This is a genomic window from Bacillus cereus group sp. BfR-BA-01347 (assembly GCF_022663835.1).
In the GTDB taxonomy this organism is placed as follows: Bacteria; Bacillota; Bacilli; order Bacillales; family Bacillaceae_G; genus Bacillus_A; species Bacillus_A thuringiensis_K.
The window spans coordinates 125516-150122 of the sequence record NZ_JAKUGG010000010.1 but is presented as its reverse complement, the minus strand read 5'-3'; the positions used below and the strand labels follow the sequence as shown (position 1 = coordinate 150122).

Sequence of the window (24607 nt, the reverse complement as noted above, 5' to 3'; positions counted from 1 at the left end):
CTTTTGACATTTTTTATCCCGTAAAAGCCCGATTGGTGTAGGTTAATAATTAGTGGGAGATAGCCCCAACTAATTAAAGTTTCACATTATACTTGTTCAGTTGTATAGGGTGGTTCGGTTTCTTTTTGAGGCATCGTCAAAAAAATAACGGACAGAACGATACATACGCCGCCTAATAATTGATATGTTCCAAAAGATTCATTTAGCCAAGTGATTGAAACGATGGCAGCTACAAGGGGTTCAATGCTAGATAAAATGCTTGTTTCTGTTGCTGCTAAATATTTAAGACTACCGATATATAGAAGGAAAGAAAGGGTACCACTAATAATGATAAGAATAAGCATAGAAAAGGTTTTTAGTGTAAGAGTTTGTGAAAATTGATTCCACCCGAATGAACGATTATAAATAAGTAGTACAATTCCTCCGATTAACATCCCCCAACCAATTACTACAGTTGTCCCGCATTCTTTAATGAGAGAAGCCGGATGAAGGGTATAAAATGCAAATCCGATTGCTGTTAATAGTCCAAAAATAATAGCTTCTTTGGATAAAACAATATTTTCAATTGAGCCATTTGTAATAATAAAGTATGTTCCTATTAGCGCGGCTATAATTGCGAATAGTTGCATGGGAGCAGGGAATTTTCTTTGTTCAAATGCAACATACATGGTAATAAGAACAGGACCTAGAAATTGAAATAGCGTTGCTGTGACTGCATTACTAATATGAACCGTTTCGATAAAGGCGTATTGCGCACCAAGCATGCCGAGAATAGAGAAAATAATAAGTTGTATAGAATATCTAGGGTGTTTCCAAATTTGAAATATGTTTTGTTTCTTTATAAGTAAGAAAGACAAAATAAATATTCCTGCAAGCAACAATCGAATTGTTAAAAAATCAATTGAGGATACATTAGTATGCTGAAATAGCCACTGAATCATTGGACCAGATAATCCCCATAATGTAGCCCCTGTAATAATCATAATGAGTCCGATACGTTTAACATTGTTCATTATCATGTTTCTCCTCTCCAGTATTTGATTTTTTATGTGTGACATGATAAAAGGAATTATATATAACTTCTGGTACTGTAAAAAGTATCAGATTTTAGTTTTATTAAGGGGTCAGATATTATGTTAGAATTAACGCCTAATTTAAATATGAATAGTAAAAAGGCATTATATGTGCAATTGTATGAGTATATAAAAAAAGAAATTAAAGATGGATCGATTGTCCCTTTTACGAAATTACCAGCTAAGCGAAAGTTAGCGATACATTTACAAGTAAGTAAAAATACAGTAGAGGCAGCGTACGAACAATTACTTGCAGAAGGTTATATTGAGCCGATATCGAGAAAAGGTTATTTTGTATGCAAGATTGAGCAAATGGTTCATGTAGAGGATAGCGGAGAGAGAATAGAAGAAGTACCGTTTCAGGAGAAGAGTTATAAATTTGACTTTACACAAACAGGAATTGATACAAATGCTTTTCCATTCAATATGTATCGGAAAATTGTAAATGAAGTATGGCAGCCGCATAATAACGAACTTCTCTTTCTAGGACACCCTCAAGGGGAAGCGAGCTTAAGAGAAGAGATTACGAATTATTTGTATGAATCTAGAGGTGTGCGTTGTTCAGCTAGTCAAATTGTATTAGGAGCGGGAACACAAATATTAGTGAAACTATTGTTTCAATTGTTAAAGGGAAGCAATTATGCAGTTGAAAACCCAGGGTATCATAGGAAGATGGTTGTTTTTGAACAGGGAGAAGCAAGAGTCCAAATGTTATCTTTAGATAGAGATGGAATTTGTATTGCAGATTTAGAAAATAGCAATGCGAATGTTGTATTTGTTACACCTTCCCATCAGTTTCCAAATGGAATGATTATGCCTATTACGAGAAGGATGCAGCTTTTACAATGGGCAAAGAAAGAAGAGGGCAGGTATATTATTGAAGATGATTATGATAGTGAATTTCGCTATTCTGGAAAGCCTATACCGGCGCTGCAAGGGTTAGATACAGAGGGGAAAGTTATTTATATGGGGACGCTATCTAAAGCATTATTGCCATCGCTACGGATGAGCTATATGGTGTTGCCGAAGAAATTAATTAAAAAGTATCAACAGCAATATTTATTTTATACACAAAGTGTTTCAAGAATGGACCAAGAAGTGATTAGAAGATTTTTAAATGAAGGCTATTGGGAAAAACATATTCATAAAATGCGTGTCGTCTACCGAAAGAAGAGAGATCGACTTGTTTTTGAAATAGAGAAGTATTTCTCTAATCGTGTTGAAGTGATAGGAGAAGATTCGGGATTACACATTTTATTAAAAGTGCATAATGGAATGCGGGAAGAAGAATTAATTCAAGAAGCTGCGAAATATAGTATCAAAATATATCCTGTGTCTACGTACTATAAAGATGGTACGGCGCCTGAGAATGTAGTTTTGCTTGGGTTTGCGATATTATCAGAGGAAGAAATTGCGAAAGCAATTCAATTATTACACAAGGCATGGTTTACAAGAAAGTAAAAAACATCCTCCAAACATGAGGATGTTTTTTATTATTTATTTTCATCTAAGAATAAGACCATATGCTCTTCGTCCCAATATTGTCCGTTATATTTTAATGAACGTTCTTGTACACCGAATGTTTTAAAACCTAATGACTCATAAAGTTTTTTTGCTCCATCGTTGCCAACAACAACATCAAGCATAACTTGTTCTACTTCTAAAGATTTAGCAAGTTCAAGACATTCTTTAATAAGTGCTTTTCCTGCTCCAAGTCCGCGTGCTTTTGGAGAAACATATACAGAACCGATTTTAGCTTTATGTTCTTGTTTTACATATGGTTTCGTTTCCAGTGTTGCAACCCCGATTAATTTCCCATCTTTAAATGCACCTAGCGTATAGTTTTCATCTTGTGCTAATTTTTGTGCTTTATATTCAATCGCACACTCTTTATTAATAATATCTTCATAAGAAGAGCTGAATGCTTCAGGGTTTTGCTTTAATCCTTCTACGCGAAGTTCTAAGTAAATTTCTGCTTCGTCTTTTGTTAATACATGGATATCCAATTATATCACCCTCCAAATCTTTGACAAATGTATCTTTATTTTATATTGAAATAAGAATAATTTCAAAAGCTTAGCTTATATAAGCTGTTTTTATGAACAAAATAACACCAGTAGTGTTTACTACTACTGGTGTTTTCACACGCATATTATTCAAAAGGTATATCGATTATAAAGTTTGTTCCCGCTCCTAATTGGCTTGTTACTAAAATAGAACCGTTATGCAATTCTACAATTTCTTTTGCAACAGCTAGCCCGATACCTTTTCCGCCTGTAGCTCGTGTTCTGGATTTATCAACACGATAAAAACGGTCAAAAATATGCGGGATATCTTGTTCAGGAATACCTTCACCTTCATCTTGTACACTTATTGTAAAAGAATCTGTTTCCATGAGTACACGTATCGTAATGGATGTGTTTTCTGGCGAATGTTGATAAGCGTTGTGTAATAAATTTAACATAACTTGTTCCATACGTCTTTCGTCTATGCAAACTTCTAAATCATCTTTGCAATATACATGAAGTTGCATTTGCTTATTTGTTAATGTTGTTTTTGTTTTTTCTACCATTCGTTCTAAAAATGGCTGAAGAAGCACTTTTTGTTTTTTTATAACAAATTGGTGTTGTTCTAATTGTACAAGCATAAATAAATCTTGGACGAGATCGGTTACACTATCCGTTTCATCCTCAATGATTTGTAAGTATTCTTCTCGCTCCTCTTTTGTTAAAGAGTCTCTCTTTGCTACCTTCGCATAACCTTTCATATAGGTCAATGGAGTTAATAGTTCATGAGCGACACTAGCGAGAAATTCATTGCGCTCTTTTTTCATATACGTAAGTTCACTCGATAAATCTTCAATTGTTTTTGCTAAACTTCCGAGTTCATCATTTCGTTTAATACCTAATTGAATTGGCTTGTTTAATTTTGACATTTTTTCTGTCGCTCTCTTCATTTTTACAAGTGGTTCTGTAATAACGCGTGAAAAAACAAAGACAGAAATTGTTGTTAAAATAATTGTTAAAACGCTAATGATAAGAAATTGGTTCATGAGTTTAAGTAACATATTTTCTAGGAAAGATGTTTTTAATAACATATATAGCTTTCCTTGAAACTTTGTTGTGTTAAGTGGGCTTACTGCTGTGATGAACTTTGATTTTTTCCAGTTCCTTTCAACGACCAACCCGCCGTCTGGGACAGTTTCTGTTTTACAAGTAAGTTGTTTTTGCATATCTTTTGTTACGGGTTCTGAGGTGGAAATAATTTTGCCGTTATGGTCAGTAATAATGATAGCTATATCGGAGTTAGAAATTGATTCCGATTCAACTAAGTGTGCAGCCTCATTCGTAATATCGAACTCAGGGTACACAGGACGTTTAGGATTTTTATTATGTTCAGCGTGTTTCATTTCTTTATAATATTCATCCCGTCTCTCGCGGCTTTTAATTTTTTTACTATAGCGATTACCTTTCTCTAAAAGAGCATCTGTTTCCTCTTCAATACGTATTTTTGAAAGGCTTTTATAAAAAGATACGAAAGCAATTGTTTCAATACATAAAGCTAATATTAAAAAGTATGTCCCAATTTTAAGGGAAAGTTTACTCATTTTTTCACCATACCTTATCCATAATAAAGAGTCAGTGGTATACGATTTCCCACTGACCGAAGTAATTATTCACTTTTCCATTTATATCCGACTTTATAGACCGTTTCTAGGTAATCTTCAATCGGAAATCCTTTTTTGCGTAGTTTATCACGGATATTACGAATGTGTGAATCAATTGTTCTATATTCGATATCTGTTTCATAGCCCCAAATTTTTTCGATTAAATCATCTCGGCTATAAGCTCGGTTTGTATTTTGCAAAAATAGTCCGAGTAACGAAAATTCGATAGGAGTTAGCGAGATTTTTTCATCATAAACTGTGACAGTATGTTTCGTTTTATCCCACTCAATACCATTGAAACTAACAAAACCATCTTTTTTTGTACGGCGTAATATAGCCTCGATTCGTGCGACTAATACATGCTCATCAAATGGTTTTGTAATATAATCATCTGCGCCCATCGTGAGGCCTTTCACCATATCGTAGTTTTGGTTGCGAGCTGTTAACATAATGATAGGAACGTTGGAAATTTGACGGATTTGATAGCAAGTATCCCATCCATCCATACTTGGCATCATAACATCTAATAAAATAATATCGAATTCTTTTTGTTCGATTAAATTTAGTGCTTCAAGGCCAGAGGTAGCTTTCATGCAAAAATAGCCGCGAGGGCTTAAGAACAGATCTAATAATCGTAACATACGTTCTTCATCGTCTACTAATAAAATTTTTACCATAATCTTGTGCACCCCAAACTGTTCATTCTACTTATATAGTTTACATGAAAATAATAAAAAACTCTTTTTATGTGATTGAGTGGAAGAGTTATTTTTCGCTCAGAGTAATTGACATAAAAAATGCACTAGTTTTGCACAACTATTTTTTATAATAGAAAACGTAGCGACACAAAATACCCTATGTTGCGACATAACGTCATGTCATTTTATTTATAAAATGACAATTCCATTCTATTGTGTATGTGAGATAGAGAGGGTTTTCGTATTCACCTCGCATCGGATAAGAAAAATTTCCTATCTCACACTTTTTTTAAAAAGGAGATCATACACATGAATCCAAAAGAAGAAATTTCAAAAAAAGAAAAGCAAGATCGTAATACGGTTGTCATGTGCGTTGCCGTATCTATGGTTATTATTATAAGTTGCGTAAATAAAATTTTGGGGATTTTATAATATAAAAAAAGCTGATTGCTTCTTAAGAAGCAATCAGCTTTTTTCATTGTTAGGGGAGTATTTCTATTATGCCTTTCGAGAGGACTCCGTAAGTGAAGGTGGTGAGGTGAATCGAAAAAAATATTTCATTTTCAAAAAAATAGAGAGAACATACGTTCTAGTTTTGCTATAATATCCTTAACAAGGAGGTGAATAAAATGACAAAGGAAAATCCATCAAACTATAAAACTCTTCAAATTTGGATTAAAAAAGGGCATCGTATGTATTCTTATTTTCAAGAATGTTGTCATAATGCTAAGAACATGTACAACACCACAAACTTTTATATACGTCAGGTGTACACTGGATTAACACAAGAAAAAGAGTTACAGCCTTTGCAAAAAGAAGTTCTGGATAATATTCATAAAAATATTGGTAAGATGAATGACACACAACTTCTTGCCTATCAGAAGAAATTGGAAAAAGAGAATTTAAAGCCTAAAGAAGAACAGAAAGAGATTAAATGTAATTTGTTTTCAGAACCTAATTTTGAAAAACCTTATGTAGATTACAACTTTCTAGATGCACTATTTAAGGCTATGATTCAAAATGATTATCGAGCTTTGCCTACGCAATGTAGCCAGTCAATCATGAAAGGTTTGTTCCAAAATTGGAAATCTTTTTTTGCTAGTTTAAAAGACTATAAAAAGAATCCAAACAAATATGCTGGAATGCCTAGGATTCCAAAGTATATTCGTTCTTCTGAAAAAGAGATTCTGTATACAAACCAAGATTGCATCATTAAAAACGGTAGATTTTTAAAGTTTCCAAAGACGAAATTGCAATTAAATATTGGGAAACTAGGTTTCACTGAAGGTAAACTGAAACAAGTTCGTGTGATTCCAAAATACAATGAATATGTAGTGGAATTGGTAATTGATGTTCCTTCTGAACAACAAATGATTGAAGAGAATGCTCGTTATATGAGTATTGATTTAGGGATTGATAACCTTGCAACCATCGTAACAAACACAGGTATGAAACCTGTCCTTGTTAAGGGCAAACATGTCAAAAGCATAAATCAATATTACAATAAAATGAGGAGTCATTTTACAAGTATTCTTAGAAATGGAAAACAAACTAATAAAGGACCTTTTACTTCTAAAAGGATAGAAAAACTTCATCAAAAACGTTACTTGAAAATAAAAGATGTCTTCCATAAAGTTAGTCACCACATCGTAAAACTAGCTCAAGAAGAAGAAGTTTGTAAAATCGTTATTGGTCAAAACAAAAGTTGGAAACAAGAAACGAATATGGGAAAAAGAAATAACCAATCGTTTTGTTATATCCCGCATAATTTACTGATTCAAATGATTACATACAAAGCAAATGCTGTAGGCATTCAAGTTGTTGTAACTGAAGAATCATATACATCGAAAGCAAGTTTTCTGGATAACGACTTCATTCCAACGTATGGAGAAAATGACCAAAATACAACTTTTTCAGGAAAACGAATAGAGCGCGGCATATATCGTTCAGCAAATAAAACTTTAATTAATGCAGATGTAAATGCTGCGGCTAACATTTTACGAAAAGTAATCCCAAATGCATGGACAAATGGGATAGAGGGGTTAGGCGTGAAACAGCTCGCTAATGTGTTAACTCCCCTGACGTTAATCATCCGTTAGGTCGAAACGTTAGAAACCCCCACTTCAAGCTTTGCTAAGTGGGGGAGTGTTCATATGATAAACCAAGGTAAAATTGCTAATCCAGAAGTTACAATTGCTGTAGTAAATATTAAAAGCATAGCTCGTTTGTTTTGTTTCATGTCACATTCTCCTCTACATATCAAGTACATGCGATCAGCGTGGGATGTAGTTCCCCACTGAGTAAAGTTTCACTTTATATTTTTAGTATAATGAATGGAAAGGTTTGGTACGATCGATAAAGGTGACATGAAGATTACATTGTTGTAATGAAAAAACATCTTTCTTATTAAGAAAGATGCTTTTGGAAAACTCCCCCACTGAGTAAAGTTTCACCTTATATTGAAGTATTAATCATTTAAGAACAGAACCATATGTTCCTCGTCCCAATATTGACCGTTATGTTTTAATGAACGCTCTTGTACGCCGTAAGTTTGGAAACCTAATGACTCATATAATTTTTTTGCTGCATCGTTACCAACTACAACATCGAGCATAAGTTGTTCTACATGTAATTTATCGGCATTTTCAATAATTGCTTTAATTAGAGCTCGTCCTGCTCCGAGACCACGTGCTTTTGGAGAAACAAAAACGGAGCCAATTTTTGCTTTATGTTCTTGTTTAATAAATGGTTTTGTTTCTAAAGTAGCGATACCAATTAAATCATTATCTTTGAAGACACCTAGAGTATACTTATCCGGATTGCTTAATCGTTTAGCCATAGCAGCCACAGGATTTTCATGTTTAAGAACATCTTCATAAGAAGAGCTAAAAGCTTCCGGATTCTTCGTTAAACCTTCCATACAAACTTTTAAATATATTTCTGCGTCCTCTGTTGTTAATAAGCGAATTTCCATAGTTGTAACCTCCCTGGTGGATTTCAAATAAATCCATTACTTTTATAAGATTGAGTATATGTTTTGTTAGTATTCTCTTTTAATTTGTAAAAGAATGAAAAGATATATGCTACAATGTTTTGTTTTAATTATGTAATGAAATTATATATTAACTTTGTTAACTATTCAAGTGTTTAATATGTTACATTTTTATAACTAAAATAACTCCTCGATTGAGGAGTTATTTTTTAAACATTGGATTGATAGCCATCAATTCGTTTTGGATGTGTGTAAATATTACAAGATTCATTTCTAATAAACCCTACGACTGTAATGCCTAAATCATGGGCAAGTTGCAATGCCAGTTTTGTTGGAGCGGATTTAGATAGAACAATTTCACATCCGATTTTTGAAACTTTGAGTAAAATTTCGGATGAAATACGTCCGCTAAATGCGATGATTTTTCCTTTAATCGATATATCGTTACGCAAACAATGACCATATATTTTATCTAATGCATTATGTCTTCCAATATCCATTCTTGATAGGAGGATATTGTTTCGATCACATAGCGCGGTATTGTGAACACCACCAGTTTGGCGAAAGGTAGTGGAAGATTGTTGTAAAGTATTCATTAAGTAAAAGCATTCTTCAGGAGTAATTTTTACATGTATATCATGTAAGTCTTTTGCTTTTGCTGCGTCGTTTACGAAAATAAAACCTTGTCTACCTTTTCCGCAGCAAGAAGTGATGTATCGTTTATTATATAAAGTTTGATAGAGCGGATTCACTTTTGATGATTTTACATGGACAATTCCGTTATCTTTTTGAACCCATAGTTCTTCAACATCTTTATAGGAAGAAATAATCCCCTCAGAAATTAAAAAACCAATTACCATATCTTCAATATAATTTGGTGTGCATACGACTGTTACATATTCTTCACCATTCAACTTAATAGTAATAGGAGATTCTGTAACAATCTCATCAAGCTGTTTTGAAAATGTACCAGATTGATAGCGTACAATTGTATAAGTCTCTTGCGTAGGCCCCATATTAAATTCCCCTTTTATATGTATTTCTCTCCCACATTTATCATAAAACAATGGAAAAAATAAAAACACCTATTAACAAGAAGATCACAGATTATTTTGGTTATTATTGTATATGTACGATATAATAGAACTGTAGAATAGTGATAATTTCAAGCTTTCGTAGTTATACCTTATAACATCTAGAATCGACTTCATAAGAAAGTATTTGGGTAGAGCGTTTCAAAAATATGTACAGTAATGCGATTTTGAAAACGGATTCATAATTGTGTTGTACAGTTGGTTGTAAGGAGAGGGGAAACTATGGCAGAACAGACAGTCCGTGTAACCGTCGATGGTAAAGAATTTTCTGCATCAGGTGAAAAGACGATACTACAATTATTTAACGAGAGTAATTTGGAACATCCTCAAATTTGTCATGTACCAGAAGTAGATCCAATTCAAACTTGTGATACGTGTATTGTAGAAGTAAATGGGAAGTTAATGCGTGCTTGTTCAACGAAATTAGAGAATGGTATGCATATTGAAAGACAGTCCCAGCGTGCAAAAGAGGCACAGACTGAGGCAATGGATCGGATATTAGAGAATCATTTATTGTATTGTACTGTTTGTGATAACAATAATGGTAACTGTAAAGTCCACAATACAGTACATATGATGGGGATTGAGGAACAGAAATATCCGTATGAGCCGAAAGTAAGTGCGTGTGAAGTGGATATGTCACATCCATTTTATCGATATGATCCAAATCAATGTATTGCTTGTGGGCAGTGTGTAGAAGTATGTCAAAACTTACAAGTGAATGAAACTATATCGATTGATTGGAGCTTAGACCGTCCACGTGTTATATGGGACAATGGTGTAAGTATAAATGACTCATCTTGTGTAAGTTGTGGGCAGTGTGTAACAGTATGTCCATGTAATGCGTTAATGGAAAAAACAATGCTGGGTGAAGCTGGATTCATGACAGGATTGAAACCGGATGTGTTAGACCCGATGATTGATTTTGTAAAGGATGTAGAACCTGGATATAGTAGTATTTTAGCAGTTTCAGAAGTAGAGGCTGCGATGCGTAAGACGAAAGTGAATAAAACAAAAACAGTTTGTACATTTTGTGGTGTAGGTTGTTCATTTGAAGTATGGACGAAAGACCGCCACATTTTGAAAGTACAGCCTGTTTCAGATGCGCCGGTTAACGGTATTTCCACATGTGTAAAAGGCAAATTTGGATGGGATTTTGTAAATAGTGAAGATCGCATTACGAAGCCATTAATTCGCCAAGGAGATATGTTTGTTGAAGCTTCATGGGAAGAGGCTCTTGAAGTTGTTGCATCCAATATGCAGCATATTAAATCAGAATATGGAAGTGATGCATTTGGATTTATTTCTTCTTCGAAAGTAACGAATGAAGAAAATTATCTTATGCAAAAACTAGCCCGTCAAATATATGGAACGAATAATGTAGACAACTGTTCCCGTTATTGTCAATCTCCAGCAACAGACGGTTTATTTAAAACTGTCGGTATGGGCGGGGACGCTGGAACAGTGAAAGATATTGCGGAAGCAGGCCTTGTCATTATCGTTGGAGCAAATCCAACAGAAGGACATCCTGTACTTGCAACGCGTGTAAAACGTGCACATAAATTACATGACCAAAAATTAATTGTGGCGGACCTTCGTAAACATGAAATGGCAGAGCGTGCGGATTTATTCATTCATCCTCGCCAAGGAACTGATTACGTATGGCTCGCTGGTATTACGAAATATATTATTGATCAAGATTGGCACGATAAAAAGTTCATAGCTGAAAATGTGAAGAATTTTGATGAATATAGCAAAATGGTAGAAAAGTATACGCTTGATTATACAGAAGAAATCACGGGGATTTCGAAAGAAAATCTGAAAGAAATGGCTCGTATGGTATATGAAGCAGATGGTACTTGTGTGCTTTGGGGAATGGGTGTAACGCAAAATACGGGAGGAAGTACAACTTCAGCAGCAATTTCAAATCTATTGCTTGTTACGGGTAACTATCGTCGTCCTGGTGCAGGAGCATACCCATTACGCGGACATAATAACGTACAAGGCGCTTGTGATATGGCAACATTACCAAACTGGCTTCCGGGTTACCAAGCGGTTTCAGATGATGCGCTCCGTGCGAAATTTGAAAAAGCATACGGTACTACAATTCCGAAAGCACCAGGCTTAAATAATATTGCAATGTTACTTGCGGCAGATGAAGGAAAACTGCGTGGTATGTATGTTATGGGTGAAGAAATGGCTTTAGTAGATTCGAATGCCAACCATGTACAACATATTTTAGCGAATTTAGATTTCCTTGTTGTTCAAGATATGTTCTTATCGAAAACAGCTCGTTTTGCTGATGTTATTTTACCGGCAGCACCAAGCTTAGAAAAAGAGGGAACATTTACGAATACAGAGCGCCGTATTCAAAGATTATATGAAGTATTGAAGCCGCTTGGTGATTCAAAACCAGACTGGTGGATTTTACAAAAAGTAGCTCGTGCACTTGGCGGGGACTGGAATTATGAAAGTCCAAGTGAAATCATGGATGAAATCGCATCGCTTGCACCTTTATATTCTCAGGCAACATACGATCGTTTAGAAGGATGGAATAGTTTATGTTGGGGTAGCCATGATGGTAGCGATACACCGCTATTATATGTGCATGGATTTAACTTCCCAGATAAACTAGCTCGTCTATCATTAGATGAATGGGTACCACCAGTTGTAGCGCCAGATGAGTATGATTTACTTTTAAATAATGGACGTATGTTAGAACATTTCCACGAAGGAAATATGACGAATAAATCGGCTGGTATTTTATCTAAAGTATCTGAAGTGTTCGTTGAAATCTCGCCTGAACTTGCCCTAGAGCGCAATGTGAAAGATGGTGGCCTTGTAGAATTAGCATCACCATTTGGGAAAATTAAAGTACAGGCACTTGTTACAGATCGTGTAACGGGGAAAGAGCTATATTTACCGATGCATGCAACGGTAAATGAAGAGGCAATCAATATTTTAACTGGAACGGCGACAGATCTTTATACGTGTACACCAGCGTACAAACAAACGATGGTAAAGATGCGTGTACTACGTGAAAAAGGGAATCGTCCGTTACCATCTTCAAACCCGAGAGATAAAAAGCGTAATCCGCAAAACGGTGTTGAAATCGAGCAAAAATGGCAAAGAAAACAATACGTATCACTTGTGGACTAGGGGGCGGAGATAGTGGCGAAAGAAATTACTATAATTAAAAAGAAAGTTGTAACAGAGGAAGAACAGAAACAGCAATTAGCAGATGAACTTCTAAATGAGCTATCTAATAATCGTGAAGCAGTAGAAGAAACGATGCAGCTTTTAGCACAGTTGCAGAAGGCTGGTATATTAGATGCAGCGATTAGTTTACTTGCTGCGAAGGAAGATGTTTCAAAAATCGCTGTGGAGCAATTAAATCGTGAACCAGTTAAAAATGCACTCAACAATATGATGGGGGCAGGAGAAGCGTTATCTTCAGTTGACCCAGAAATAACGAAGCAAATTACGTCCAGTTTAGTTACAGGATTGCAATTTGCAACAGATGAATTAAATAGTGGTAAAAAAACAAAAGTGATGGATTTCTTTAAAGTATTAAAAGATCCAGATATCAATAGAGCTATTACATTCGGTTTTAGTTTCTTGAAAGCATTTGGACAAGGGCTAGAGAAAAAATAGAATAAATGAAAAAGTGATGGGAAGTAGCCATCACTTTTTTCATTATATGTATAAGAGTGTTCATGTTAAGCGGAATATATTATTATTAAAAAGATGGATTAGAACTGGAAATATGGAATCCATCTCAAATATCGTTTTAGAATGTGGAGGAATATATGCAACACCGTAAAAAACTATCTATACCAGGAGTAATAGGACATTCCTTTCAAACAGTTAAATTTGCTTTTTGGAATGTATTAACTTTTCAACTTGCTTATAAATTATTAGCAGCGATTGTGTTTGTTCCACTATTTGGAATCATTTTTAATAAGTTATTGTATTTTGGTGGTTATGCAAATGCGACAAATGATGAATTATTAGCGTTTTTAAAGACGCCTTATGGGATCTTAGCAATCGTAATTTTATCATTGTTAGCACTGTTTCTTATCTTTACAGAATTTGCGGTGCTTATTATTATTTCGTATTTCGCTCATAAAAGACAGAAGGTGAAATTACGTCCGATTTTATATAAAACGGTAACGTATTTACCTACTCTTTTCACATATTGCTTACCAGGATTTATTTTATATGCTGTCGTATTGTTGCCTCTTTTAAATATGGGATATGAAACGGCATTAATCCCACAAATTCAAATTCCTAACTTTATTACAGGAGAACTGTTTAAGACAACGATGGGACAAGTTGGTTATTACACGTTCTTTGCTGTAGTCGCGTATTTGAATCTTCGATGGATTTTCGTTCTACCTATTGTTGTTTTAGAGCAAAAACCATTTCGCGTGGCAGCACGTAAAAGTGCAACTTTAGTAAAGGAAAGCTTTTTTAAAGTACTATTCTTTTTAGTAGGGTTTTTTATTTCAATTGGAATTGTATATGTCGTGTTTTTAGGAATATATTTATTGTGTCTATGGGGTGTTTATGAATTTACAAACCCGAAAGGAACATTTGCATTATTAGCTGAATCAACGATTTCTGTATTTTTAACGAGCACATTGTATTTATTCAGCTTTATCGTGACGCCATTTTATATTATGGCGATTACGCGATTATACTTACAAAAGGTACCGGTTGAGGATGTTTTATTAGAAGAAGGATTAGATTATTCGAAAACGAAAGCAGATAAATGTTTCTTCCAAAAACATCGTTGGAAATTTATTGGCGTATATATTGTAGGGATTATTACTGCGGGAATGGTAGTTGCCTTCATTGTGACCTTTATTACAAACACATATAAAGAGCCAATTATTATGGCTCATCGTGGTTATATTTCAAAAGGTGTAGAGAATACGAAAGAAGCTGTGCAGGGAGCTATTGATGCGAAAGCAGATTATGCTGAAATTGATGTACTGCAAACGAAAGACGGTGAACTAGCAGTTATACATGATTTGAAGCTAAAACGTCTTGCCAATGCTAATGTTCATGTTTCGGATTTAACGATGGACGAGTTAAGACAGCTTACTCTTAGTCAAGATGGGTTTTCAGGACAAATAAGTACACTTGATGAAATCATTAAGCTGGCTAAGGGAAAAATCAAACTTAATATTGAAGTGAAGCTTCATGGTGGCGAAAAAGATTTTGTAAATAAAGTATTAAAAACGATTAAAGATAATGAATTTGAGAAGCAATGTGTTATTCAAACGTTACATTACCCGCTTATTAAAGAGTTTAAGCGTGCAAATTCAGATATAAAAGTCGGATATATACTGTATGCAAGTAGAGCCAACTTAAAGAATGTGAAGGCTGACTTTTACGTAGCAGAAGAATATATGTTAAATAAGAAGCTAGTAAAAGAAGCAAGGAAGTTAAACAAGCCAATTTACGTATGGACGGTAAATGATATGGAAAGTTTAAAGGGATATTATAAATTAAACGTAGATGGTATCATTACCGACTATCCTGAAGATGCACGTGAAACAATTAAGATGTTAAAAGAGCAAGAAGCGGAAGAAAGTGATCTGTTTGATAAAATTACTGAAACGACAGACGATTTATTTTCTAAGTTATTTATAAGTTACCCAGCTGCTAGCTAAATGCTAGCAGTTGTTTTTTTGTGAAAAGAATATATTTCTAAAGTATTGAGTAAAGTAATAACTGTATATGTATACGTTATCGCTTAGGTTTCTTACACTGTTACATTATTGTCAAATAATAAATGATTGCTGTTTATTTTGAAGCAGTATAATAAAAATAGAGTGAAAGATAATGGAATGACACGAAACCCCTAATAGAATCAATGTTTTTTATATTTACACTATTCTAAATATAAAAACTTTAGGAAAATGGTATGTTAGCGTTTTCATAACTTTTAAGTTATGCTAGAATAAGGACATAAGTTATTAATTATTACAAAAAGAAAAAAGACTTTCTTTTTTCTGTTAATTATAAGGGGGCATTTCATTATGCGTATTGGGGTACCAGCAGAAATTAAAAACAACGAAAACCGTGTGGCAATGACACCAGCAGGTGTTGTACATTTAATTCGTAACAATCACGAAGTATTCATTCAAAAGGGTGCAGGTTTAGGATCTGGTTTCACAGATGCTCAGTATGTTGAAGCAGGAGCAAAAATTGTTGATACAGCTGAAGAAGCTTGGAACATGGAAATGGTTATGAAAGTTAAGGAACCAATTGAAAGCGAATACAAACACTTCAGCGAAGGTTTAATCTTATTCACATACTTACACTTAGCTCCAGAACCAGAATTAACAAAAGCATTAATCGAAAAGAAAGTTGTTTCTATTGCATATGAAACAGTACAATTAGAAAACCGTTCTCTACCATTACTTGCACCTATGAGTGAAGTAGCTGGTCGTATGGCTGCACAAATTGGTGCACAATTCCTTGAGAAGAACAAAGGCGGTAAAGGTATCTTACTTGCAGGTGTTCCAGGGGTTAAACGTGGTAAAGTAACAATCATCGGTGGTGGACAAGCTGGTACAAATGCTGCTAAAATTGCAGTTGGACTAGGTGCGGATGTAACAATCATCGACTTAAGCGCAGAACGTCTTCGTCAATTAGATGACATTTTCGGAAACCAAGTAAAAACTTTAATGTCTAATCCTTACAATATTGCAGAAGCTGTTAAAGAGTCTGATCTTGTAATCGGTGCAGTATTAATCCCAGGTGCAAAAGCTCCAAAACTTGTAACAGAAGAAATGATTAAATCAATGGAACCAGGTTCTGTTGTTGTAGATATCGCGATTGACCAAGGTGGTATTTTCGAAACAACTGATCGTATTACAACTCATGATAACCCAACTTATGAAAAACACGGCGTTGTTCATTATGCAGTTGCAAACATGCCAGGTGCGGTTCCACGTACATCAACTCTTGCATTAACAAACGTAACAGTACCATATGCAGTACAAATTGCTAACAAAGGCTACAAAGAAGCTTGCCTAGGCAACACTGCATTATTAAAAGGTATTAACACATTAGATGGCTATGTAACATTTGAAGCAGTTGCAGAAGCTCACGGTGTAGAGTACAAAGGTGCTAAAGAATTATTAGAAGCAGAAACAGTATCTTGCTAATAGAAGCATTATACAAAACAAAATCGAACAATATATAAAACAACATGATAAGAGCTAAGAGTGAAGATCTCTTAGCTCTTCTTGGCAAAAGGGGGCATACATCGTGGCCAACCTATTTAAAAAGAAATCCGTTACGCAATTGTTAGGGGAAAGTAAAAGTAAAACTTTGACGAAAACGCTAGGGGCATTTGACCTAACAATGCTAGGGATTGGTGCGATAATTGGTACAGGAGTTCTAGTATTAACTGGATTAGTAGCAGCAAGAGATGCTGGTCCAGCAGTTATTTTTTCATTTATGATTGCAGCCATCGTTTGTGGATTTGCAGCATTATGTTACGCAGAGGTTGCTTCTACACTTCCTGTTTCAGGTAGTGTGTACACATACTCATATGCAACAATTGGTGAGTTTGTAGCTCATTTAATGGGATGGACATTACTATCCGTATATGTTGTAACGACTGCCGCAGTAGCTGGCGGATGGACTGGTTACTTCCATAACTTAGTGAGTGGATTAGGGCTTGAAATTCCAAAAGCACTGCTAACGATTCCGTCTCAAGGTGGTATGGTGAATTTACCAGCAGTTATCGTTACATTAGTTATAACTTGGTTATTATCAAGAGGTACGAAAGAAAGTAAACGTGTGAATAACATAATGGTATTAATTAAAATTGGTATCGTTGTTTTATTCATTGCAGTTGGTGTATTCTACGTGAAACCAGAAAACTGGATACCATTTGCACCGTACGGTTTAAGTGGAGTTTTCGCGGGGGGAGCAGCAGTATTCTTTGCTTTCTTAGGATTTGATGCATTAGCAACTTCTGCTGAAGAGGTAAAAAATCCGCAACGTGATCTACCGATTGGTATTATCGCTTCGTTAGTCATTTGTACAATCATTTATGTTGTAGTTTGTCTCGTTATGACGGGTATGGTTTCTTATAAAGAGCTAGATGTACCGGAAGCGATGGCGTATGTGTTAGAAGTTGTAGGACAAGATAAAGTAGCTGGTATAATCGCAATTGGAGCTGTAATTGGTATTATGGCAGTAATCTTTGCTTACATTTATGCAACGACACGTGTATTCTTCGCTATGAGCCGTGACGGTTTATTGCCAGAATCTTTCGCGAAAATTAATAAAAAGACAGAAGCACCAACATTTACAGTTTGGTTAACAGGAATTGGTAGTGCTTTAATTGCTGGATTTATCGATTTAAAAGAATTGTCAAATTTAGCGAATATTGGAGCGTTGTTAACATTTGCGATGGTTGGTGTGTCAGTTATTATTCTTCGTAAAACACATCCGAAATTACAACGTGGATTTATGGTACCACTTGTACCGATCTTACCGATTATTTCAATTGCATGTTGTCTATTCTTAATGGTAAACCTACCATTAAAAACATGGATGTACTTCGGTGTTTGGTTAGCAATCGGAGTAGTTGTATACTTTGTTTATTCGAAAAAACATAGTCATTTAAAAGACGATGGAAGTTCGCAGGATAATTTAGAACAAGCTAATTAAAAGGGATATAAGTATAGTAAGCCTTGTGCGTCTAGGGAGCGCGCAAGGCTTTTTCTTTTGTTGAAATAAAGGGAATGTATATTACTTTGTTGAATTTTTATGTCGGAATATGAAAAAAGGGTGTGCGAATTGTGCATCCTTTTTTGTATGAGAATATAGAGAGTGCGGAAAATATGTATACGACTTATTAAAATGTGAACGGAATGTTCATAAAAAAAATTCAGATTTCATTGACACATATGAGTGGGTGCTCATATAATAAGAGTATAAGATATATGAATGATTGTTCATATGTTCAATTAAAGAGGTGAGCTATAATGGCTGGAAATAAAGTAGAAACACCACAAGAGACATGTTCTCAAACGATAATTCATGAAGAAGTTGTAGAGCAAGTAAAACAAACAATTCCAACTGATGAAAGTTTAAGTAAAGTAGCAGAACTATTTAAAGTATTAGGTGACCGTACACGTACGAGAATATTACATGCGCTATTTGAAGCTGAAATGTGCGTTTGTGATTTAGCTTATTTATTAGGAATGACACAATCATCTATTTCGCATCAGCTTCGTGTGTTAAAGCAAGCGAAACTTGTGAAGAATCGTAAAGAAGGAAAGGTTGTTTATTATTCGTTAGCTGACCAGCACGTAATTCATATCTTCGAGCAAGCGTTTGAACACGTAAACGAAGAAGAATAAAAAGAACGCGAGGAGGGAGAACGATGGCTGAAGCATTGGTGAAAAAGAAACTGATGTTAGAAGGTTTAGATTGTGCGAACTGTGCAATGAAAATTGAAAAAGGTGTTGGGAATATAGAAGGAGTAAATTCTTGTTCTGTAAACTTCGCAACAAAGACAATGATCTTAGAAACAGCACAAAATAAAGAAAACGAAGTTGTTACGGAAGCAAAACAACTCGTTACAAAATTAGAACCGCATATTAAAGTTCAAGAAGAACAAAAAAATAAAATTGCTAAAGAAGTATTTATATTAGAAGGTTTAGATTGCGCGAACTGTGCAATGAAAATTGAAAATAAAGTGAAGGAAATGCCAGCTGTCTCAGAAGCAACTGTTGATTTCGTATCGAAGAAATTACGAGTAGAAGTTGCGAATAAAAGAGAACTAGAAGCGACTGTAGCAAATATAACAAATGTCGTTCAAAAGTTAGAACCAGATGTGAAAGTTGTTCGTGAAGAGAAGAACGGTCATGACCACGGACATAGTCACGATCATGGTGAAGCGAATGTGAAAAAGATGGTAGGGAGATTAGTAGTCGGCGGAATTTTGACAGCAATTGCTGCATTAGCGGGCTTACCACAAATGGTAACAATTCCGTTATTCGTCCTTGCTTATTTATTAATAGGTGGAGATATCGTTTGGAGAGCGGTAAGAAACATAACTCGTGGCCAAGTATTTGATGAAAACTTCTTAATGGCAATTGCAACTGTAGGAGCTTTTGCAATTCAACAATACTCAGAAGCTGTAGCAGTAATGCTATTTTATCAAGTAGGAGAACTATTCCAAAGCATTGCGGTAAACCGCTCTCGAAAATCAATTACTTCATTAATGGATATTCGTCCTGATTATGCGAATGTAAAGGTTGGAAATGAAACGAAACAAGTATCACCAGAAGATGTACAAATTGGCGATTATATTGTCGTTAAGCCAGGTGAGAAGGTGCCGTTAGACGGAAAAGTAATTGAAGGAACATCAATGGTAGATACTTCAGCATTAACAGGTGAATCTGTACCACGTGAAGTAGAAGTTGGAAATGATGTATTAAGTGGCTTTGTGAACCAAAATGGTGTGTTGACAATTGAAGTTACAAAAGAATTCGGTGAATCCACTGTATCAAAAATTTTAGATTTAGTTCAAAATGCAAGCAGTAAAAAAGCACCAACGGAAAACTTTATTACGAAGTTTGCACGTTACTACACTCCAGTTGTAGTTATTACAGCGGCGATCATGGCGTTTATTCCACCACTTATTTTAGAAGGAGCTACATTCTCTGAGTGGATTTATAGAGCTTTAGTGTTCTTAGTAATCTCTTGTCCATGTGCGTTAGTTGTATCCATTCCTCTTGGATTCTTTGGAGGTATTGGTGGTGCATCTAAAAGTGGTGTGTTAGTAAAAGGTAGTAACTATTTAGAAGCTTTAAATGATGTAAAATATATTGTTTTTGACAAAACAGGAACATTAACAAAAGGTGTTTTCAAAGTTACAAAAATGGAACCGAGCGAAGGTACTACAAGTGAAGAGTTATTAGAGTATGCGGCATTTGCTGAAGTATATTCTAACCATCCAATTGCCCAATCTATTCGAAAGGCATATGGAAAATCAATTGATGAAAAAATAATCGATGATTATAACGAAATTTCTGGTCACGGTACAGTCGTAAAAGTACAAGGAAAAGAAATTTTTGCAGGTAATGCAAAATTAATGAGAAAAGAAAATATTGAATTTAAGCAACCAGAAACAGTAGGTACATTAGTTCACGTTGCTGTAGATGGAAGATATGCAGGTTATATTGTTATCTCTGATGAGGTAAAAGAGGATTCTAAACAAGCGATTCAAAAGTTAAAAGAACTAGGTATTAAAAAGACAGTAATGTTAACTGGTGATGCAAAACCAGTTGGTGAAGCTGTCGGTAAAGAATTAGGCTTAGATGAAGTTCATGCGGAATTACTACCGCAACAAAAAGTAGAAGAGATTGAAAAAATTGATGCAGCGAAACACGGAAAAGAAAAAATTGCCTTCGTTGGTGACGGTATTAACGATACACCAGTATTAGCCCGTGCAGACGTTGGTATTGCAATGGGTGGTTTAGGATCAGATGCAGCAATTGAAGCGGCAGACATTGTTATTATGACTGATGAGCCTTCAAAAATTGCGACAGCTGTAAAAATTGCAAAACGTACAAGAAGTATAGTGTGGCAAAATATTATCTTTGCTTTAGGTGTAAAAGGGATCGTTTTATTACTTGGTGCCTTTGGTATTGCAACAATGTGGGAAGCTGTTTTCTCAGATGTTGGTGTGACACTACTTGCAGTGTTAAATGCAATGCGTGTATTACGAGTGAAAGATTTATAAAAAAGAGGACGCGACCCGCGTCCTCTTTTTTATTGGTGATTTTGTTGAAATTGACTCAATAAAATAATACCAAATATTATTTTAATTTTAAATAGCGTGATATTAAAATTTACAAATAAAATACATTCGTCTTATTATTTTAATATATTTTTTACAAATATCCATATAGTATTGAAAAAACAGAGAAGGGGAAACTTCTCTGTTTACTTTTGTATGTTTTTTTCAACTTGTTCTCGAACTGTTTGAATGTAATTCATTTTATGATCCCAGCACTCTTGGCTTAAATCGACAGGGTATTCTTCAGGATTTAAAGTTCGCATATATTCTTCCCAAAATAGAGAGAGACTCTGCTCGTTATATTGTTGAATATCTAATATACTTGGCAGTTCATATGTTCTTTCACCGTTAACGAAAATGTCTTTATGCAGTTCACGGGCTTCAAAGTTTGTTACGAATTTACTTATATATGTGTGAACTGGATGGAACATTTTTAAGCGCTCTTCTTTTCCAGGTTCTTCAGAATCTAATGCAATATAATCGCCTTCTGCATGATCGTTAACTCGATTGATAATACGATAAATTCGTTTCAGTCCTGGAGTGGTAATTTTTTCAGGATTAGATGAAATTTTAATCGTATCATTTAATTTTCCGTCAGTATCCTCAATCGCAACTAGTTTGTAAACAGCTCCTAATGCAGGTTGCTCAAAGGACGTAATTAATTTCGTCCCAACGCCCCATACGTCAATTTTTGCTCCTTGAGATTTAAGGTGCATAATTGTGTATTCATCTAAATCGCTAGAAGCGATAATTTTTGTATTTGTAAACCCTGCTTCATCTAGTAGTTTTCGTGCCTTTTTCGATAAATAAGCCATATCACCACTATCAAGACGTATGCCATAGAAATCAATACGATCCCCAAATTCTTTTGCAACACGAATTGCATTTGGAACACCAGATTTCAATGTGTCATAAGTATCAACGAGAAAGACGCACTTTTTATGAGTTTCAGCGTATTTTTTAAACGCGACGTATTCATCGCGATATGCTTGAACGAAAGAGTGAGCGTGTGTGCCGGCTACAGGGATCCCAAAGCGTTTCCCAGCACGAACGTTGCTTGTAGAGGAGAAACCACCAATAAAGGCAGCACGCGTCCCCCAAAGGGCAGCATCGAACTCATGGGCACGTCTTGTGCCGAACTCTAAAAGCTCATCATTACTTGCAGCATGTTTCATACGAGCTGCTTTTGTTGCAATTAATGTTTGGTAATTCACAATATTTAAGAGGGCAGTCTCAATAATTTGTGCTTCACCAAGTGGTGCATCAACACGTAATAAAGGCTCGTTATTAAATACAACTTCCCCTTCTTGCATACTGCGAATCGTCCCAGTGAATTTCATATTTTGTAAATAATGAAGGAATTCTTCTTCAAATTGTAATTCTGCTAAATAAGCGATATCGCTTTCAGTGAAACTGAAATTTTCTATGTACTCTACAATTTTCTCAAGGCCAGCAAAAACAGCGTAGCCGTTCTCAAATGGAAGCTTTCGAAAATATAAATCAAAAACAGAACGGCGATTATGAATACCATCTTTCCAATATGTATAAGCCATGTTGATTTGATATAGGTCTGTATGTAAGGCATAACTATCGTCTTTATAATGAGTCATCGCGAGAACACCTCCATAATTTGGTTATAGTATACCAATTTTTCACCATTCGTAGCAAAGAAGAGATATTGATGTGAAGTCAAGAGAGAAAAAAATGAAATTATGCATATTTTTTAGAAAATTTATATTTATCAATTTATATTTCTCCAGATTTTATGTATTATTAGAGTAATGGGGGTAATGAGAATGGAGGAGGACAATGCAACAAACATTAGAAAAAATAGGCAAACAAGTCTTTTATAAACGGCTACAGCAAAAAATGACACAAGAAGAATTATGTCAGGGCATTTGTTCTGTCTCATACTTAAGTAAGATTGAAAATGGAAAGATTGAAGCATCAGAAGAAATTCTACAATTGCTCTGCACAAGACTAGAAATTGCTGTGACGGATTTGAGAGATGTAGAAGAAGATGTGAAGGGGAAGCTGGACGAATGGTTGAATGCACTAGTTCATTTGGACAAGCAACAAGTAGAACGTATATATGAAGAGTTGCAAGGTGAAATGAAGCATGTGTTGGATTTTGAAATTATAAATTATTATAAACTGCTGTATACACGTTATTTAATTATGAAAAGGGATTTTCCTGCTGTCGAAAAAGAGTTAGAGAGCTTAAAGAAGATGTACAAAAAGTATTCACCATTCCAAAAATTATTATATACGTATAGCAAAGGGTTATATTATTTTTTACAACATAGATATAAGAAGGCATTGGAGTATTTGACTCGAACAGAAGTAATGGCAAAGGAACAAGGTTATCATGAGAATGGAATATATTTCAATTTGGCTCTTGTTTATAATGAATTAGAAGTTGAACATATGACTTTACATTTTGCTAATGTAGCAATGGAAGGATTTAAGAATGAATATAAATTCCGTTATGTGATAAATTGCCAGTTACTTATTGCATTGAGTTATATACAAAAAAAACAATATAATGAAGCACTATCTATTTATAATAATATTTTGAGGGAAGCAAATTCTTTTGCTGATAAAGAAAGTATAACAGCTATTGCTTTAAATAATTTAGGCTTCTTGTACTATAACTTAAAAGATTATGCAAAAGCAAAAGATTATTATTTACAATGCCTAAAGTACAAAAAGGAAGAGGATTTAAATTATATTGATGCAGTGTATGAGATCGCTTTGCAGTGTATTGAATTAAAAGAATTTGAAGAAGCGAAAGATTGGATTAATAAAGGGATAGATGTTGCCAAGAGGGATGAAAAGTATAAAAGTATGCTATATATACTTTCAATGCTTAAGAATAAATACTTTGAAACGAAAGATGTTTATAAAAGATTTTTAGAAGTTGAGGCAATCCCATTTTTTAGAGGCGAAGAAAATAAAAAGGAATTAAAAATGGTGTATTTAGAACTAGCAGGATATCACGAGGAATTACTAGAATTTAAGGAAAGTAATAACTACTATAAATTAGCAATTAATTTATTAGAAGAAAAGGGAGGAAAATAATATGAAAAAAATAATTATTGGTGCTTTGGCTTTGGTAGCTGTATTAGTGGTATTGGAACCGCAATATGCTTGGACATCGGATATTTATGGTCAAGGAGAAAAAGTAGTAGAGTTAATAAATTCTTAACAGAAACCCCTTTCCAACAGGAAAGGGGTT

19 protein-coding genes are annotated in these 24607 nt (G+C 34.7%); 12 read left to right on the top strand and 7 right to left on the bottom strand.

Features of this window, described 5'->3' with window-relative positions:
* Window positions 1-86: 86 nt before the first annotated feature.
* Window positions 87-1013, bottom strand: coding sequence for a DMT family transporter (locus MR143_RS16390; protein ID WP_001067022.1), 927 nt, complete (start codon window positions 1011-1013; stop codon window positions 87-89).
* Window positions 1014-1133: 120 nt separating this feature from the next.
* Between MR143_RS16390 and pdxR the strand changes: the two genes are divergently transcribed.
* On the top strand, window positions 1134-2534 hold the full coding sequence (pdxR, locus tag MR143_RS16385) for a MocR-like pyridoxine biosynthesis transcription factor PdxR (RefSeq protein ID WP_000891869.1): 1401 nt from the start codon (window positions 1134-1136) through the stop codon (window positions 2532-2534).
* Between the two features lie 32 nt (window positions 2535-2566).
* On the opposite strand, the gene MR143_RS16380 is transcribed toward pdxR, so the two are convergent.
* The 3 genes from MR143_RS16380 to MR143_RS16370 form a co-directional block, all read right to left on the bottom strand.
* Complete coding sequence (locus tag MR143_RS16380) at window positions 2567-3079, bottom strand: GNAT family N-acetyltransferase (protein ID WP_000351212.1); 513 nt, start codon at window positions 3077-3079, stop codon at window positions 2567-2569.
* Window positions 3080-3225: 146 nt separating this feature from the next.
* The gene (locus tag MR143_RS16375; protein WP_000041020.1) at window positions 3226-4680 is read right to left on the bottom strand and encodes a HAMP domain-containing sensor histidine kinase; all 1455 of its coding nucleotides are present in this window, start codon (window positions 4678-4680) and stop codon (window positions 3226-3228) included.
* A gap of 65 nt (window positions 4681-4745) precedes the next feature.
* Window positions 4746-5417 (bottom strand): response regulator transcription factor, encoded by a 672-nt coding sequence (locus MR143_RS16370; RefSeq protein ID WP_000238960.1) that lies wholly within the window; start codon window positions 5415-5417, stop codon window positions 4746-4748.
* Between the two features lie 330 nt (window positions 5418-5747).
* Between MR143_RS16370 and MR143_RS32985 the strand changes: the two genes are divergently transcribed.
* Both MR143_RS32985 and MR143_RS16365 read left to right on the top strand, forming a co-directional pair.
* Window positions 5748-5870: a hypothetical protein gene (locus MR143_RS32985; protein ID WP_001068392.1), complete on the top strand. Its 123-nt coding sequence runs from the start codon at window positions 5748-5750 to the stop codon at window positions 5868-5870.
* Window positions 5871-6067: 197 nt separating this feature from the next.
* Window positions 6068-7537, top strand: a complete 1470-nt coding sequence (locus tag MR143_RS16365) for an RNA-guided endonuclease InsQ/TnpB family protein (RefSeq protein ID WP_046946734.1) — start codon at window positions 6068-6070, stop codon at window positions 7535-7537.
* Window positions 7538-7905: 368 nt separating this feature from the next.
* On the opposite strand, the gene MR143_RS16360 is transcribed toward MR143_RS16365, so the two are convergent.
* On the bottom strand, window positions 7906-8412 hold the full coding sequence (locus MR143_RS16360; protein ID WP_000405883.1) for a GNAT family N-acetyltransferase: 507 nt from the start codon (window positions 8410-8412) through the stop codon (window positions 7906-7908).
* 227 nt (window positions 8413-8639) lie between these two features.
* Window positions 8640-9446 (bottom strand): formate dehydrogenase accessory sulfurtransferase FdhD, encoded by an 807-nt coding sequence (fdhD, locus tag MR143_RS16355; RefSeq protein WP_000529231.1) that lies wholly within the window; start codon window positions 9444-9446, stop codon window positions 8640-8642.
* A 300-nt stretch (window positions 9447-9746) separates the two neighbouring features.
* On the opposite strand from fdhD, the gene fdhF reads away from it, so the two are divergent.
* The 7 genes from fdhF (at window position 9747) to MR143_RS16320 (ending at window position 21312) form a co-directional block, all read left to right on the top strand.
* Entirely contained in the window at window positions 9747-12683 is a 2937-nt protein-coding gene (gene fdhF / locus MR143_RS16350; RefSeq protein WP_000840683.1) for a formate dehydrogenase subunit alpha, read from the top strand.
* Window positions 12684-12695: 12 nt separating this feature from the next.
* Window positions 12696-13178 (top strand): helical membrane plugin domain-containing protein, encoded by a 483-nt coding sequence (locus MR143_RS16345; RefSeq protein WP_001040507.1) that lies wholly within the window; start codon window positions 12696-12698, stop codon window positions 13176-13178.
* A gap of 155 nt (window positions 13179-13333) precedes the next feature.
* On the top strand, window positions 13334-15205 hold the full coding sequence (locus tag MR143_RS16340; RefSeq protein WP_001164702.1) for a glycerophosphoryl diester phosphodiesterase membrane domain-containing protein: 1872 nt from the start codon (window positions 13334-13336) through the stop codon (window positions 15203-15205).
* Window positions 15206-15574: 369 nt separating this feature from the next.
* Complete coding sequence (gene ald / locus MR143_RS16335; protein ID WP_001219744.1) at window positions 15575-16708, top strand: alanine dehydrogenase; 1134 nt, start codon at window positions 15575-15577, stop codon at window positions 16706-16708.
* A gap of 103 nt (window positions 16709-16811) precedes the next feature.
* Entirely contained in the window at window positions 16812-18227 is a 1416-nt protein-coding gene (locus MR143_RS16330) for an amino acid permease (RefSeq protein WP_001284891.1), read from the top strand.
* Between the two features lie 317 nt (window positions 18228-18544).
* Window positions 18545-18922 (top strand): ArsR/SmtB family transcription factor, encoded by a 378-nt coding sequence (locus MR143_RS16325; protein ID WP_000918378.1) that lies wholly within the window; start codon window positions 18545-18547, stop codon window positions 18920-18922.
* A 23-nt stretch (window positions 18923-18945) separates the two neighbouring features.
* The gene (locus MR143_RS16320; protein WP_089149519.1) at window positions 18946-21312 is read left to right on the top strand and encodes a heavy metal translocating P-type ATPase; all 2367 of its coding nucleotides are present in this window, start codon (window positions 18946-18948) and stop codon (window positions 21310-21312) included.
* A 203-nt stretch (window positions 21313-21515) separates the two neighbouring features.
* Here MR143_RS16320 and MR143_RS16315 read toward each other — a convergent pair whose 3' ends face one another.
* Window positions 21516-22979: a nicotinate phosphoribosyltransferase gene (locus MR143_RS16315; RefSeq protein ID WP_000150187.1), complete on the bottom strand. Its 1464-nt coding sequence runs from the start codon at window positions 22977-22979 to the stop codon at window positions 21516-21518.
* Between the two features lie 199 nt (window positions 22980-23178).
* Between MR143_RS16315 and MR143_RS16310 the strand changes: the two genes are divergently transcribed.
* Together MR143_RS16310 and MR143_RS16305 are read left to right on the top strand one after the other, a co-directional pair.
* Window positions 23179-24450 (top strand): helix-turn-helix domain-containing protein, encoded by a 1272-nt coding sequence (locus tag MR143_RS16310; protein WP_001187959.1) that lies wholly within the window; start codon window positions 23179-23181, stop codon window positions 24448-24450.
* Window position 24451: 1 nt separating this feature from the next.
* The gene (locus MR143_RS16305; protein ID WP_000720172.1) at window positions 24452-24577 is read left to right on the top strand and encodes an NprX family peptide pheromone; all 126 of its coding nucleotides are present in this window, start codon (window positions 24452-24454) and stop codon (window positions 24575-24577) included.
* Window positions 24578-24607: the final 30 nt, after the last annotated feature.

Excerpts from the sequence above, each read along its gene's own strand:
- MR143_RS16390 (WP_001067022.1), bottom strand. The coding sequence starts at position 1,013 with ATGAACAATGTTAAACGTATCGGACTCATTATGATTATTACAGGGGCT.
- pdxR (WP_000891869.1), top strand. The coding sequence starts at position 1,134 with ATGTTAGAATTAACGCCTAATTTAAATATGAATAGTAAAAAGGCATTA.
- MR143_RS16375 (WP_000041020.1), bottom strand. The coding sequence starts at position 4,680 with ATGAGTAAACTTTCCCTTAAAATTGGGACATACTTTTTAATATTAGCT.
- MR143_RS16370 (WP_000238960.1), bottom strand. The coding sequence starts at position 5,417 with ATGGTAAAAATTTTATTAGTAGACGATGAAGAACGTATGTTACGATTA.
- MR143_RS32985 (WP_001068392.1), top strand. The coding sequence starts at position 5,748 with ATGAATCCAAAAGAAGAAATTTCAAAAAAAGAAAAGCAAGATCGTAAT.
- MR143_RS16365 (WP_046946734.1), top strand. The coding sequence starts at position 6,068 with ATGACAAAGGAAAATCCATCAAACTATAAAACTCTTCAAATTTGGATT.
- MR143_RS16360 (WP_000405883.1), bottom strand. The coding sequence starts at position 8,412 with ATGGAAATTCGCTTATTAACAACAGAGGACGCAGAAATATATTTAAAA.
- fdhD (WP_000529231.1), bottom strand. The coding sequence starts at position 9,446 with ATGGGGCCTACGCAAGAGACTTATACAATTGTACGCTATCAATCTGGT.
- fdhF (WP_000840683.1), top strand. The coding sequence starts at position 9,747 with ATGGCAGAACAGACAGTCCGTGTAACCGTCGATGGTAAAGAATTTTCT.
- MR143_RS16340 (WP_001164702.1), top strand. The coding sequence starts at position 13,334 with ATGCAACACCGTAAAAAACTATCTATACCAGGAGTAATAGGACATTCC.
- ald (WP_001219744.1), top strand. The coding sequence starts at position 15,575 with ATGCGTATTGGGGTACCAGCAGAAATTAAAAACAACGAAAACCGTGTG.
- MR143_RS16325 (WP_000918378.1), top strand. The coding sequence starts at position 18,545 with ATGGCTGGAAATAAAGTAGAAACACCACAAGAGACATGTTCTCAAACG.
- MR143_RS16320 (WP_089149519.1), top strand. The coding sequence starts at position 18,946 with ATGGCTGAAGCATTGGTGAAAAAGAAACTGATGTTAGAAGGTTTAGAT.
- MR143_RS16315 (WP_000150187.1), bottom strand. The coding sequence starts at position 22,979 with ATGACTCATTATAAAGACGATAGTTATGCCTTACATACAGACCTATAT.
- MR143_RS16310 (WP_001187959.1), top strand. The coding sequence starts at position 23,179 with ATGCAACAAACATTAGAAAAAATAGGCAAACAAGTCTTTTATAAACGG.
- MR143_RS16305 (WP_000720172.1), top strand. The coding sequence starts at position 24,452 with ATGAAAAAAATAATTATTGGTGCTTTGGCTTTGGTAGCTGTATTAGTG.